This is a genomic window from Actinocrispum wychmicini, from assembly GCF_004345645.1.
Taxonomy (GTDB): Bacteria; Actinomycetota; Actinomycetes; order Mycobacteriales; family Pseudonocardiaceae; genus Kibdelosporangium; species Kibdelosporangium wychmicini.
Genome location: NZ_SLWS01000010.1, coordinates 41,576 through 54,745, shown reverse-complemented (window position 1 = coordinate 54,745; position 13,170 = coordinate 41,576). Strand labels below are relative to the sequence as shown.

Here is a 13,170-nt window from a genome sequence, read left to right as displayed (position 1 = left end):
CGTCGAGCGTGATCCCACGATTGTCACCCGTCGTTCCCAGGTGGACTCAGGTGTTCTGTTCGTACGCCACCGCGAGCCAGTAGCAGACCTCGTCGTCCACGTCCTCCAGCCGGGTCAACGGGATCCGGTGGGTCATCGTGTCGTCGCGCAGGACTTTGGCGGACTGCAGGCGCGCGGCGAACCGTTGGTGGCCGCTGTTCATGTCGACGATCCGCAGGCCCAGGTCGATCCGGGTCTTGGTGGTCGCCTTCACCACCGCGAACTTCCGGCGCCTGGTCCGCAGGGCCACGAACGTCTTGCGGGCCTGGACCTCCACCAGGCCCTGGTGGGCGATGCCGACACCGGCCTCGATCACCTCGTCGAACACCGGACGCAGGTGCCGCCGGTCGGCGAACTGCTCCTCGACCAGTTCCTCGGCCGTCTTGAGCAGGAACTCCGGGTAGCCGAACCGTTCCATGATCAGCAGTTGCTGGGCGTAGCCGTTGATGTTGCGGGTCTTCAGCCAGTCCTGCAGTTCGTCCCGGTTGGTGATCCCGGTCTCCCGGATGGTTCGGTTCCAGTCCTCCACGGTCTGGCCGGTCTGGCGCCTCAGCAGCTGGGCGGACCACTCATGCATCTCCCGCCAGTCCTTGGCGTCGACCATGGGCCCTCCCGCGTGTCACGGCAGGCGCTGTCCGATGAACAGCGCACTGGCCGCGGCGGTGACCGCCACGACGGTGCCCAGTATCAACCATGGACGGCTGGCATCGGCGTCTTTCACCTCATAACCGATTTGTTCACCCAAAGTGTCGTACACCTTACGCAGCTCGTCCGCGGTCGCCGCCTTGTAGAACTCGCCGCCGGACAGCCGGGCGACCTCACGCAGCGAATCGTCGTCCACCGGGACCTGGGTGTCCCGGCCGTCGATATTGACCGTGCCGGTGCTGGTGCCGAACGAAATCGTGGACACCGGGATCTTCGCGTCCGAGGCCGCGCGGGCGGCGGTGAACATACCGCGCGGGTCGTCCTGGTTGTCGGTGGGAATCGTTTGTTTGCCGTCACTCATCAACACGATGCGCGCCGGCGGTGGCCCTTCCGGACCGCCGACGACTTGGGAGAATCCCTCGATCGACTGCAGCGCCGAGAAAATCGCCTCACCGGTCGCGGTGGACTGGGCCAACCGGAGCGTGTCGATGGCCTTGATCACCCCTTGACGGGACGTGGTCGGCGACACGAGCACGGTCGCGGTGCCGGCGAACGAGATCAGACCCAGGTTGATGCCCGGGGTGAGGCCCTGCGCGAACGCGCGGGCGGCCGCCTGCGCGGCTTCCAGCCGGTTCGGCTTGACGTCGGTGGACTCCATCGACAGCGACACGTCGATCACCAGCAGCACGGTCGCCCGGTTGCGCGGCACCTTGGCCTCGGCGGTCGGGCCGGCCAGCGCGATGGTGAACAGGGCGAGCGCCGCCATCAGCAGCGCGATCGGCATATGCCGCCAGCGCCGGGAGCGCTTCGGCGCCACCCGTTCCAGCAGCGCCAGGTTGGTGAACCGCATGGTCTTCGTGCGGCGCTTGCGCTGCGTCCACACGTACCCGGCGACGAGCACGCCGACCAGGATGAGCAGCAGGAACCACCAACCGTCCACGAACCTGCTCAGGCTGAGGCCGAACATCAGGCCACACCCCCTCCGGACCAACGACGTTTGCGGGCGACGACGAACCGCACGGTGTCGGCCACCCAGTCCGAGTCGGTGCGCAGGACCAGATGGCCCGCGCCGGCTCGGCGGACGGCCGCGGCGACCTCGGCCCGGTGGTGCGCGGCGGCGGCCGCGAACTCCCGGCGCAGCACCGGGGTGGCCTCGATCTCCCGTTGCCGGCCGGCCTCCGGGTCGTAGAGCACGACCGAGCCGATGTCCGGCAGGTCGAGATCGCGGGGGTCGACCACCTCGATGGCGATCAGGTCGTGCCGGCCGGACAGGCCGCGCAGCGCGCGCTGCCAGTTGATCTCGCCGAGGAAGTCGGAGATCACCACGATGAGGCCGCGGCGGCGGGGCGGCCGGCGGAGCTGTTCCAGCAGCTCGGCCAGGTCGCCGGCGGTGCCGTCCGGGGCACTCGGCGTCTCCGCGACCTTACGGATCAGGCCGCGGGCGTAGGCAAGGCCGCCGCGCGCGGGGATGCGTGCGGAACGCGCACCTGTCGACACAACGGCACCGATGCGGTTGCCGCCGCCGCGCGTCAGATGCGCGACCGCGGCCACCGAGGCGACGACGAGGTCACGTTTCTCGCAGGCTGCCGTGCCGAATTCCAGGCTCGGTGACAGGTCGACCGCCAGCCACGTCTCCAGCTCACGGTCCGCGACCGTCTCCCGGATGTGCGGCGTGGTGGTGCGGGCCGTGACCGCCCAGTCCATCCGGCGCACGTCGTCGCCGGGCTGGTACGGCCGCGCCTCCCCCGGCTCGGTGCCCGGTCCGGGCACGAGGCCGAGGTGGTTGCCCTGCAACAGGCCGTCGAGCCGGCGGCGGACGTCCAGTTCGAGCAGCCGCAGCCCGGCTTCCATCCGCTCGCCCCGCAGGATCGGCGGCGCCCAGTTCGGGCGCTGCTCCTCGGGGGCCTTGGCCGGGCTCACGGCCGGGCGATCCCAGCCGGCGCGGGATGTCCGTGTTGCGGCGCGGTCTGCGGCCGCGCGGACACCTGTGGCAACGGAATGGTCTGCAGCACACGCGTGATGATGTGATCCAACGGCACCGCGTCGGCCAACGCGTCGTAGGACAGCACAAGGCGGTGCCGAAGCGCGTCCGGCACGACGTCCACGACATCCTGCGGGAGGACGTAGTCGCGGCCTCGTACCAACGCGAGCGCACGCGCGCCGGCCACGATGCCGAGGCTCGCGCGCGGCGAAGCGCCGTACGCGACCCAGCCGGCCACGTCGGCCATGCCGTGCTCGTTGGGCGTCCGGGTCGACAGCACCAGGCGAACGACGTAGTCGACCAGCGCGTGGTGCACGAAGACACGGGACGCGACCCCCTGCAGACGGGTCAGCTCGGCCGGGGTGAGCACCTCGCTCGGCACCGGGGCCTGCACGCCCATCCGGTAGACGATCTCACGCTCCTCCTCGGCCGTCGGGTACTCGACGATGATCTTGAAGAGGAACCGGTCGCGCTGCGCCTCGGGCAGCGGGTAGACACCCTCGTTCTCGATCGGGTTCTGCGTGGCCAACACCAGGAACGGGTCGGGCATCGGGAAGGTCTGGCCGCCGATCGACACGTGCCGCTCGGCCATCACCTCGAGCATCGCGGACTGGACCTTGGCCGGCGCGCGGTTGATCTCGTCGGCGAGCACGAAGTTGGCCACCACCGGGCCGAGTTCGACGTCGAACGACTCGCTGCCCTGCCGGTAGATCCGGGTGCCGAGGATGTCCGCGGGCACCAGGTCGGGGGTGAACTGCACGCGCGAGAACGACCCGCCGACCACCCGCGCGAACGTCTCCACCGCGAGGGTCTTGGCCACCCCGGGCACGCCCTCCAGCAGCAGGTGCCCCTTGGCCAGCAGCCCGACCAGCATCCGTTCGACCAGCCGGTCCTGCCCCACGATCACGCGCTTGACCTCGAACACAGTGCGTTCGAGCAGCTGCGCGTCGTGGGCCGGGGTGCTGCTGACCGCGCTACCGGCCTCAGCCATCCCCGCCTCGGGCTCCGTCACGGGCAAACCTCCTCGCAAACACACGTCGTCACCGACAATGCAATCCGATGCAGGGTGTGACCTCTGTGAAGGGTCGCCGAAGATCTGCTTGCAGGATCGAGCATCAACACCGCAGATCGTCCGGGGTGTCCACGTCGGCGGACTCCCCGGCCCGTTCCACGACCGTCACATGGGGCAACGCGCCCAGCACGGACTTGAGCGACCGGCCCTGCCCGGCGTTCCGCAACGCGTCGAGCCGCCACACGCCGTGCATCCACTGGACGTACCCCTCGCCGTCGACCAACACGGCCCCGGCCACCGCCGGCTTTTCGTCCAATGTGGACCTCAGGCGGGGCACGGTGTCGGCGGTGATCCCGATCAGGTCGCCGGCCAGCACCGCGACGTGGGCCTCGCCCGGCAGGTCGACAGCGTCGAGCGCGGCGACCCCGGCGGCCAACGCGGCAACCGGCCCGGCACCGGGCGGGTCCTCCCGCACCCACACGACCTCGGCGCGGATCACCCGCCGCGGACCGACGACAACGATCGGGTCGGCGCCGCTGACCGCGTTCAGCGAGCGCTCCAGCAGCGTCCGCCCGTCGACCTCGATCATGACCTTGTCGACACCACCGAGCCTGCTCGCCCGCCCACCCGCGAAGACGATCGCCGCAAACGCCACGCGCCCATTGTGCGTGTTATAAGCCGAACGCGACCGATCGCAGCACTAACGCGAGCAACAACACAGCGGTGAACGCCAAGTCGATCGCCATCCCGCCGGCCCGGACCGGCCGCAGCACCCGCCGCACCGGTGCGATCACCGGCTCAGTCAGGGCGTGGCTCACCGTGCGGGCCCGCCGAAGCCAATAGGGCCCGCCCGCGAGCACCCCGGTCCAGTCCAGCACCAGGCGCACCAGCATCACGAGCACGAACGCCGACAGGATCCACCCCAGCAGCGTTCCGATCACGCTCATCGCGTACTCCTCTGAATGGTCGTCCTCATCAGGAGAACGCCCGGGACCGGGTCAGAAGTGTCCGCTTCGCCGTATTTCTCAGCGGACTATCAGCTGATCAAGGCGGCCGGTCTCCAGGTGGGTGATGTCGCCGCCCGAGTCCAGGGCCGCGTCGAGCAGCATCGCCAGCGACGTACCCAGGACAGGGACGTCGGCGGGCTCGTCGACCAGGCGGTACTTCTGCCGGCCGTCCTCGGTGAACGCCTCGGCACGGCAGACGACCCAATGCGTCGTCTCCTGCTCGACGTCGTTGATCGCGCCGATGCACCGCCCATCGGCGAGGTCGATGGCGGCGACGACGCGATCCCAGCGGTCGCCGAACCACACGTTGCACTGCTCGACGAACGGCCGGATCCGCCAGGCGCCGTCGAACAGCGTCGCGGAACCGATCCGGTTGTACAGCGCGATGACATCACCGCTCGGACTGGTCCAACCCCAGCCCCAGTTCACCTCGGGCGGCGCCGGAGTGGTGACATGGTCGCGGACGATCCGGTCGATCACGTCGTCGATCTGGACCGGGGCCGAGGCGACGTGCCAGCCCGCGATCGGTCGCAGTGCCCCGTCGTCGTCCTGGGCGACGCCGACCAGCCCGGCGTGCAGCGCGACAGCCCGGTTCTCTCCCGCCACCTGGTCGTTGACGTTGACGATCACCTTCGACAGCGTGCCCGGCACCGAATGGCTGCGGATACCCGGAATGTCCGTGGTCATGTCGCGTGGTTCGCCGAGTCGCAGTTCGAGCAACGGGTTCGGCCGGTCGACAGTGCCATAGAGCTTGAGATACGGATAGAACCGAGCCGCCCAGCCGGTGATCTCCTTACCTCCGTACGCGTCGGCAGGGCTGTAGATGCGCTGCCAGAACGCGGTGTCCACGTCGCCCAATGGTTGTGTGGCAAGGGTTTCGGGAGCGGGCAGCACGTCGTCGACCGGAAAGGTCACCATTACGGAATTCTACCCGTTCAGTCACATGGTCAGCGTGGCCAGGAGAAGCCGGGCGCACGCCCGCGCATGCGCGGAGTTGTCCACGCCTTGCAGGGTGAACGCCCAGTACGCCTCCGACAGACAGGTCAACCCGTAAGCGACCTGCGAGATCTGTTCCTCGCTGGCAGTCGGCGCGACGAGAGCCAGTTGACGCTCCACTTCAGGCAGCCAGTGGTCGACCCACAGGGCACGCAGCCGGATTCGGATCGACGCGTCGCGGGCGGCAAACGCGACCAGTTCGATCCACACCACCAGGTCGTCCCGGCTGTCGTAGAAGCCGTACGCGAACGCGTGGTCGATCCTCGCCTGGATCGGCACGGTGTCGTCGCTCACCATGCGGCGGCCGTACTCGCCGACGACCTCGTCGATGAACGCCTCAAGCAGGCCCTGCCGGTCACCGAAGTAGTGGAGCACGAGGGTGCGCTGCATGCCGGCCTCGTCGGCGACCGCGGTGACGGTGGCGTTGTCCAGGCCGTCGCGGGAAACCACCCTGGCCATCGCCTCGAGGATCTCGGCCCGGCGCTCGGTGGCCTTGCTCGGTCGGCCAGGTTTGTTTACTGTCACGTCAGTAAATTAACTCAGGGAGGCCGACTGTGCGAGTCCTGGCTTTGGGTGGTGCCGGTGGGATGGGACGTCATCTGTGTCGCGCCGCACTGCACCTGAACGGCGTTGACGAGCTGATCGTGGCCGACCTGAACGCTCCGGCGGCGGATGCTTTCGCGCGCGAGTTGGGAGCACGCGGCATCGGTCTCGACGTGACCGACAGTCGTGCCTTGTCCGCCGCGCTGTCCGGCGTCGACGTGGTCGTCAACACCGTCGGTCCGTTCTTCCGGTTCGGTGTCCCGATCCTGACCGCGGCGATCGACGCCGGCTGCCACTACCTGGACATCTGTGACGACTGGGAACCCACGCTCGACATGCTGGGCCTCAACGACCGCGCGCGAGCCGCCGGCGTCACCGCGGTCATCGGCATGGGCGCCACACCAGGGCTGTCCAACCTGCTGGCCGTCCTCGCCGCCCGCGAACTCGACACCACCGACGAGGTGATCACCGGGTGGAACATCGAGGCCGGCGGACTCGACGACACACCCGGCCCCGAGGTCAGCGCGGCGGTGGTGCACGGAATCACGCAGATGACCGGCACCATCCGAGTCCTCCGCGGCGGCCGGATGGTCGACGAACCGCCGCTGCGCCGTACCGTCCTCGACTACCCCGGCCTCGGCCGCCGCACAGCCTGGACCTTCGGCCACCCCGAGCCCATCACCCTCCCCCACACCATCGACACGGCCACAACGAGCGTGAACGTCACCGTCGGCAGCCGTCCGTTCATCGCCTTCATACAAGCCATCCGCTGGGCGGTCGACCACGGCCTGATGTCACCCCGCAGCGCCGCCCGAATGGCCCAAACCGCCGAACACCGCTGGCCGTCCCCACCGATGCACAAACAGTTCACACCGGACCGACTACCCCCACTGTTCGCCCTGGCCAAAGGAATCCGCAACGGCCACCCCGCCGCGGCCGCCGTCGCCCTCCGCCACTACCCAGGCACCACCATGGGCGCGGTCACCGGCATCCCCCTCGCCGTCGCCCTCGAACTGTGCACCACCAACGCCCTGACCACACCAGGCGTGTTCGCCCCCGAAGCGATCATCGACCCCGACCAGTACCTGACCGCCCTCGCCACCCACTGCCCCACCAACCCCAGCCCACAGGACATGACGATCACCACCAGATCCTGGGACCCCAACGCGACGACAACATACCGAGACGGCATCCACAGCGCCCGCACAGCAGCCGCCCTGCACATCTGATTTCACTGTCCACGGACCAGTTCGCGCAGTTCGTCCACTGTCAACCACCGGGTGCCACGGTGGATCATGCGGTGACAGTTGGCACACAAGACGGCCAGATCACGCAGGCGGGTGACGGTCTCGCCGGACGCGTGCAACGGAATCACGTGGTGGCATTCGGCATAACCGGCCCCGCGCGGACCATAGGTGCGTTCGAAGTCGAAGCTGCACACCTCGCACTCCAGGCGTCCGTCACGGTCGAGGACCGCGCGAATCTTGCGCTCCCGGAGCCGAGGATCCCGCTCCCGACGCAGATGCCGACGTTCCAACAACCGGCCCTCCATCGCACGGGCATCGATGTCGTCCCTCGGCAACTCGTCGAACTCGTCGGTCTGCGCCCCGGTTCGGATCAACTCGGCGATGGCGTGCATCTCACCGGGGTGTTCGAGGAACGCGCCCAACACCTCCAGGTCGAGTTTTCCGCCGTTGGTGGGTCTGCGCCGAGAGTTCGGGTGCCGGGTGGCGATGTCGGCCATCTTGCGGCGCACGCTGTCCGGGCTCCGGAACCTCGGCCCCCGTAACGCCACCGGGTGGATTGGCAGCGAACGCAGCAGCTGCGACAAGCCGATCACTCGCGGGTCCTCGACCGGAAGCTCATGCCATCCGTTGTGCGCAACCAGATCGCACGCCAGAACCAACTCGTCCCACACCCAGGCCGGATCACGTCCCACGTCCCGCGCCATCCCGACGGCCGCCAGCACGTCGGCTGCCGGCTGGTCGTCGAAGAACCGGTCCAGCAGGGCCTGCACCACCCGGCCGCGCTCGACCGGGTCCGACCGCAGCCGGTCGTGGATCTCCCGGGGCAACCCGCCCAACGGATCGTGGGCTTCAAGCCACCTCAACGGCGTCGAACCATGCGCCCGCGGCACCGGACCAGGCGCGTCCGGCACCTCCCACCACCCTGTGCCCACCAAAGCCAAGAACGGATATTCCGGTGTCGGCCGGCTTCCCTGCCGACCTAACACCGCCAGCATCGACCGTAAGTCCTGGCGCGCATCCGACCACCGCACCAGCCTCGGACTCCCGCGCTCCGCCCGCCCGATCGCCCACAACAACAGCACCGCCTGATGGCGTACCGGGCGATCCCGCGGACCCCCAGGGGTCAACGCCGCCACCATCGCCACCAGATCGCCGTCACCCACCACGCGTCCCGCCCTCCTGAAGACAGAGCGGCATCATAGGTCCGGGACCGGTCCGAACGGTCATGGTTCGGGCTATTGCTTGTGGAGTGGATCGGCCAGTATGCGATTGGCGGTCAGAACGGCGTTTTCGCGTGCCTTTTTGACGGCCGCGAGTTCAGCGTTATGCGCCTGGATCTCTTTGTTCTGGTGCTCGATTTCGACAGTGTTCCAGGTTTCGATGAACTTGGCGCGCTGCTTGCAGACGACGTCGTCGGTGGCCGTGGCGATTTCGGAGCGGGACGGTGTGGGAGTGGCGAACCGGTCGTCGGTTGGTGGGTCTTCGGGCGCGGAGTACTGATGTCCGTACCTTGCCATGCATCTTGACCATGCGGCGGCCGCGTCGGTGACTCTGTGGTCCTGGCGTGAGCTTGTGAAGGTTTCGGCGCTTATCGTAGTGACGATCGGCGCGTCTCCGGGAGTTCCGCCGTTGCCGTAGAGCGTGCGATATGCCTCACCGGAGCAGCCGTGGTCAGGAATCTGCAGACCGTTGTGGAGTGGCCTTTCCTGCGGTGTGGGCGTCATGTCCGCGGCGGTCATCGGGTCTTGTCCGCCGTCGAGGACCAACTCTTCGGATTGGTCAACGGAAGGTGGTGCGACTTTGGTACCCGAAGGAGGATGGTGATAACCGTTATGGGCGGCCGCGTCCGGGTTCGATATGCCATAACGGAGAGCGAGGTTGGTCGCCGCCGGCGCACTGGCCGAGGCCTGTTTGAGGGTCGGTGGGTAGGTGTAGCCGAAGCGGCGCATGCAGTCGGAGACGAGCCATTCGTATGCGTTTCCCAGCGTCACCGAGTCCTGCCCGGTCAGCGTGTAGGTGTCGATCGGCAGACGCGTTTCCGTAGTCTGTTCGGAGGAACATCCGGAGAGCAGTAATGCCCCCGCCGCCGCCACTATGGCGGCCTGAGATCTCGCCGACATCGTCAAGAGCCATCCTGTTCGCCTCACGGGACGAGCCGGTGGTGGCGGCAACCACCACCGGCAGGTCAACGGATCACGGCCACAACTGGGAAACGTTGTTATTGGCGACCGGGCCGAGCGAGTCCACGTGCCAGTTCTTGGGCACCACGACGCACGTACCGCCGTAGTTGGCACCGCTGCAGACAACGGCATCCTGGTTGGTGGCGAAATTGTCGGCCGAGGCGGCGTTGTGGTATACGCCTTGACCCGCGCCCTTGCCGTTGTCGTTGTGCCCGAACTTCCAGGCGCCACCGCCGGGAGCGCCGGACCGGTAGTCGGGAATGTTCAACGGATAGGCAAGGAACGAGCCTTTGAGGTTGACGTCCCAGTGCACGCAGAGATCTCCGCCAAACCCTTGGTCAGAATGCCTGCAGTCGTTGTGCAGTACGAACGCGGGGCTCACCGCGGACGATTTGACATCCGCACTGGCGGGCGCGGCGAACGCGATGCCGCCGACTATCAGCGACACCACCGCGGCCAGCATCAGACCGATCGATTTCCTCATAGTAAAGCTCCCCTCTGCTCGGAATCGGCAGAGTGAGCGTCGCCCAGGTGATCCGGACACGCCGAGAACATTCGGCCGTGGCCGAAACACCTACTCGCCGGGCCGGCAGGGTCCGCGAAAAGGCAGCGTCCGGCTGTAGACCACGTTGGTGGTGGTGCTGCCGAAACCAGCCAACTGGTCCACAAGGGTCTCCAGGTGTTCCATGGAGGTCGCGGCCACTTTCAGCGTGTAGCAGTCGTCGCCGGTGGTGCGCAGGCACTCCAGGATCTCCCGCCGTTCCGCAAGCAGCCGGCGCAACGGTTCGTGCCGGTTGCCCGGATACTTCAGCCGGACCACGGCGAGGACGGGGTAACCGACCTTGGCCAGGTCGACCACGGCGTGGTAGCCGGTGATGACGCCCAGCGCCTCCAGGTGTCGCACCCGTTCCGTGGTCGCCGACGAGCTGAGTTTCACGCGCCGCCCCAGCTCGCTGATGGAGACGCGCGCGTCCTGCTGCAGCTGGTCGACGATCGCCCAGTCGACGTCGTCAAGATTCGCGGCCATCTCCCGATTCTACCGGCAAAATCACGGAAGAACGCGCACAGGACCGGGAGAAGACTGTTCCACTGGCCGTGATCGCCGGTATAGCCTCGGATCATGCGACTGGGGGTCAACGTACCCAACTTCGGGCCTGGAACCGATCCCGGCGTGCTGCGTGAGTGGGCGCGGACCGTCGAGGGGCTCGGCTACGACCTGCTCATGACGTCGGACCATGTAACCGTCACGCCGGACGTGGCGGAAAAGTACCCGGAGCCGTTCTACGAACCGTTCACCACGCTGTCCTGGCTGGCAGGCGTCACCACCAGGCTGCGACTGGGCACGACCGTGCTCGTGCTGCCCTACCGGCATCCGCTGTTGGTGGCGCGCATGGCCACCAACCTCAACCAGCTCAGCGGCGGCCGGTTCGTGCTCGGTGTGGGCGTCGGCTGGGCACGTCAGGAGTACGACGCGCTCGGCGTGCCGTTCGCGGCGCGCGGCAGGCTGACCGACGAGTACCTGACCACCCTGCGCAATGCCTGGCCCGAAGACGCTGTCCCCATCTGGGTCGGCGGCAACAGCGAGGCGGCGGTCCGGCGTGCCATCCGATTCGGCGACGCCTGGCATCCGTTGCGGGGCACCATGTCCTGGCTGCGCTCGGTCGTGGCGAACCAGTCACTGCCGGGGTTCGCGCCCCGCATCATCCTGCGGCTGACCACCACACCGGTCGACGATCCGGAACGGCACCCGGGCACCGGCACCATCGAACAGATCCTCGACGACCTCGACCAACTGCGCCACCTCGGCGCCGACACCGTCATTCTCGACCCCTACCACGGCGACCCGGAGGAGACCCGCCGGCCGGCCGCGGCCTGGCAGGCGCTCAGCGTGGTAGCGACCCACTGGAGAACAGCATCGTGATCACCACTGCCGACGAGACGCTCCTGCGGCGCGCGATCGAGATCGCGGCCAACGCCGTCACCCTGGGCGACGCGCCGTACGGCTCCCTACTGGCCGACCCGGACGGCAGGATTCTCATCGAAGCCCACAACACGGTGAAGCGCGACAACGACATCAGCGCCCACCCCGAACTGAAGCTCGCCCGCTGGGCCGCCCGCGAACTCGACCCGGAAACAGCCGCGCGCACCACCATGTACACCAGCTGCCAGCCATGCGGCATGTGCACCGGCGGCATCGTCCGCTCCGGACTCGGCCGCGTCGTCTACGCGCTGTCCACCGACCAACTCGTCGAACTCAACCCGCAGGGCGACTGGCCGACAGTGCCGCAGGACGGACCGGCCCTGTTCGACAACGCACGCCGCCCCATCGAGGAGTACTACCGGCGGTAAACGACGCGGCGCCACTGTTCGACCGCTTCGCCTTGTCAGACTTCCGGGAAGACAAGCTCGGCGTTCATCCCGTCGGCCAACAGAAAGTATCCGAGGAAGGTGACGCCATCGTCCCGCGCGTCGAAGCGCGCGATGCGCACCCCCTCAGGCTCGTAGAACACATCGCCGGCCTTAAGAACGGTCTCGGGCTCGCCCTCGATCTGGTAGACCACCGAGCCCGTCTCGATGCTGCCGAAGACCGGTCCATTGTGGACATGCAGCCCCGCAGCGTACCCGGGCGCGATGGTGATCCGCCGGATCTCGACACGCTGGGTGGCCAACGGCGCCGGCAGGTTCTGGTCCATGACGATCACACGGCTGAGCGGCGGCTGTTCTTCGCGGACGTCGCCGGTGACCCAACCGGACGACGCGGACACACCAGTGCGTGGAGCGCGGGAAATACGCATGTGCTTCCTCCGGTCTCGTGCCAATGCTGCGTACATACTAGTAGGTACAGCGGCTGGAGACGACGGTACCGTGGCCCCCGTGTACTGGGATCCTGGGCCGACTGTGGCGGCGTCGACACAACTGCCTGTGGCCAACTACGACGGCGACAGACCGTTGGGGCCACCGACGAACTACCTGCGAGGCGAGTGGGAACGGCGCGACTGGCGCAACGTGCCCGGTCCGTTCTACGGCGCGGCGACCGACTCCTGCTGGATGGGCCGCGAGATAGCGCCTCGGCACATCGTCTATGAAGACGAGTACGGCAGCGAGATCGTGTTTCGGCAGCCGCAAGATCGCCAGGAGGTCCTGCTGTTGCTGACGGCGGCGTGGAACGACCCTTTCCGCGCCTACGCCTGCGACGGCGACATCCACTGGACCCTCGCCCTGATCCGCGAGTGGTGGGCCGGCCGTGAGCGGATCGCCGCCTGGATCCAGGCCACCTGTCAGCGGATGGCGGCCAGCGAGCGCGAAGACGAGCGGGACAACGCATCGGGGCTGCGCGACTACGCCGGCTACCTCAGCAACGGACTCGAGGCCTACCTGCGACAGTACGGGTTCTGGCTCGACCACCACCGCCCGGCGTTGCCAGGCGAAACGCTTCCTGATCTCCGTTTGCCCTTTCCGCTTTGAGTTCGCGGCGGGCCAGAGCGATGCGGCGGCTTCTGGCGGTCGGATCCACGCTACG

At 67.9% G+C, this 13,170-nt stretch carries 17 protein-coding genes; 4 read left to right on the top strand and 13 right to left on the bottom strand.

Translation table 11 applies throughout. The features are described 5' to 3' along the window. Nucleotides 1-46: 46 nt before the first annotated feature. The 8 genes from EV192_RS37825 to EV192_RS37790 form a co-directional block, all read right to left on the bottom strand. Entirely contained in the window at nt 47-643 is a 597-nt protein-coding gene (locus EV192_RS37825; protein WP_132123452.1) for a DUF5655 domain-containing protein, read from the bottom strand. A gap of 15 nt (nt 644-658) precedes the next feature. Continuing rightward, the gene (locus tag EV192_RS37820; protein WP_132123451.1) at nt 659-1,651 is read right to left on the bottom strand and encodes a VWA domain-containing protein; all 993 of its coding nucleotides are present in this window, start codon (nt 1,649-1,651) and stop codon (nt 659-661) included. Beyond that, nucleotides 1,651-2,535 carry a DUF58 domain-containing protein gene (locus tag EV192_RS37815; RefSeq protein WP_132123744.1) on the bottom strand — a complete coding sequence of 295 codons (885 nt, stop codon included), beginning with the start codon at nt 2,533-2,535 and terminating at the stop codon, nt 1,651-1,653. The genes EV192_RS37820 and EV192_RS37815 overlap by 1 nt, the downstream gene beginning before the upstream one ends. A gap of 65 nt (nt 2,536-2,600) precedes the next feature. After that, nucleotides 2,601-3,677 (bottom strand): AAA family ATPase, encoded by a 1,077-nt coding sequence (locus EV192_RS37810; protein WP_132123450.1) that lies wholly within the window; start codon nt 3,675-3,677, stop codon nt 2,601-2,603. Between the two features lie 103 nt (nt 3,678-3,780). Beyond that, nucleotides 3,781-4,332, bottom strand: a complete 552-nt coding sequence (gene mobA / locus EV192_RS37805; protein ID WP_132123449.1) for a molybdenum cofactor guanylyltransferase — start codon at nt 4,330-4,332, stop codon at nt 3,781-3,783. Nucleotides 4,333-4,348: 16 nt separating this feature from the next. After that, nucleotides 4,349-4,624, bottom strand: a complete 276-nt coding sequence (locus EV192_RS37800) for a YggT family protein (protein WP_132123448.1) — start codon at nt 4,622-4,624, stop codon at nt 4,349-4,351. Nucleotides 4,625-4,702: 78 nt separating this feature from the next. Next, nucleotides 4,703-5,602: a DUF4419 domain-containing protein gene (locus tag EV192_RS37795; protein ID WP_132123447.1), complete on the bottom strand. Its 900-nt coding sequence runs from the start codon at nt 5,600-5,602 to the stop codon at nt 4,703-4,705. A gap of 21 nt (nt 5,603-5,623) precedes the next feature. Then, on the bottom strand, nt 5,624-6,205 hold the full coding sequence (locus EV192_RS37790; protein ID WP_132123446.1) for a TetR/AcrR family transcriptional regulator: 582 nt from the start codon (nt 6,203-6,205) through the stop codon (nt 5,624-5,626). A gap of 29 nt (nt 6,206-6,234) precedes the next feature. Here EV192_RS37790 and EV192_RS37785 point away from each other — a divergent pair, with 29 nt between their 5' ends. Further along, nucleotides 6,235-7,452: a saccharopine dehydrogenase family protein gene (locus EV192_RS37785; protein WP_279495085.1), complete on the top strand. Its 1,218-nt coding sequence runs from the start codon at nt 6,235-6,237 to the stop codon at nt 7,450-7,452. A 2-nt stretch (nt 7,453-7,454) separates the two neighbouring features. On the opposite strand, the gene EV192_RS37780 is transcribed toward EV192_RS37785, so the two are convergent. The 4 genes from EV192_RS37780 to EV192_RS37765 all read right to left on the bottom strand — a co-directional run bounded on the left by EV192_RS37780 (nt 7,455) and on the right by EV192_RS37765 (nt 10,677). Continuing rightward, nucleotides 7,455-8,609: an HNH endonuclease gene (locus EV192_RS37780; RefSeq protein WP_481730257.1), complete on the bottom strand. Its 1,155-nt coding sequence runs from the start codon at nt 8,607-8,609 to the stop codon at nt 7,455-7,457. A gap of 96 nt (nt 8,610-8,705) precedes the next feature. Continuing rightward, a complete protein-coding gene (locus EV192_RS37775; RefSeq protein WP_132123443.1) occupies nt 8,706-9,596 on the bottom strand; it encodes a hypothetical protein in 891 nt (296 codons plus the stop codon). 67 nt (nt 9,597-9,663) lie between these two features. Beyond that, nucleotides 9,664-10,113, bottom strand: a complete 450-nt coding sequence (locus EV192_RS37770; RefSeq protein ID WP_132123442.1) for a hypothetical protein — start codon at nt 10,111-10,113, stop codon at nt 9,664-9,666. Nucleotides 10,114-10,224: 111 nt separating this feature from the next. After that, nucleotides 10,225-10,677 carry an Lrp/AsnC family transcriptional regulator gene (locus EV192_RS37765; RefSeq protein WP_132123441.1) on the bottom strand — a complete coding sequence of 151 codons (453 nt, stop codon included), beginning with the start codon at nt 10,675-10,677 and terminating at the stop codon, nt 10,225-10,227. Nucleotides 10,678-10,770: 93 nt separating this feature from the next. Between EV192_RS37765 and EV192_RS37760 the strand changes: the two genes are divergently transcribed. Continuing rightward, nucleotides 10,771-11,571, top strand: a complete 801-nt coding sequence (locus EV192_RS37760; RefSeq protein WP_132123440.1) for an LLM class flavin-dependent oxidoreductase — start codon at nt 10,771-10,773, stop codon at nt 11,569-11,571. Beyond that, on the top strand, nt 11,571-11,999 hold the full coding sequence (locus tag EV192_RS37755) for a nucleoside deaminase (RefSeq protein WP_207926563.1): 429 nt from the start codon (nt 11,571-11,573) through the stop codon (nt 11,997-11,999). Before EV192_RS37760 ends, EV192_RS37755 begins: the two co-directional genes overlap by 1 nt. 35 nt (nt 12,000-12,034) lie before the next feature. On the opposite strand, the gene EV192_RS37750 is transcribed toward EV192_RS37755, so the two are convergent. Further along, on the bottom strand, nt 12,035-12,415 hold the full coding sequence (locus EV192_RS37750) for a cupin domain-containing protein (protein WP_243727335.1): 381 nt from the start codon (nt 12,413-12,415) through the stop codon (nt 12,035-12,037). A 157-nt stretch (nt 12,416-12,572) separates the two neighbouring features. On the opposite strand from EV192_RS37750, the gene EV192_RS37745 reads away from it, so the two are divergent. Beyond that, nucleotides 12,573-13,115, top strand: coding sequence for a ferredoxin (locus EV192_RS37745; RefSeq protein WP_207926521.1), 543 nt, complete (start codon nt 12,573-12,575; stop codon nt 13,113-13,115). Nucleotides 13,116-13,170 lie beyond the last annotated feature (55 nt).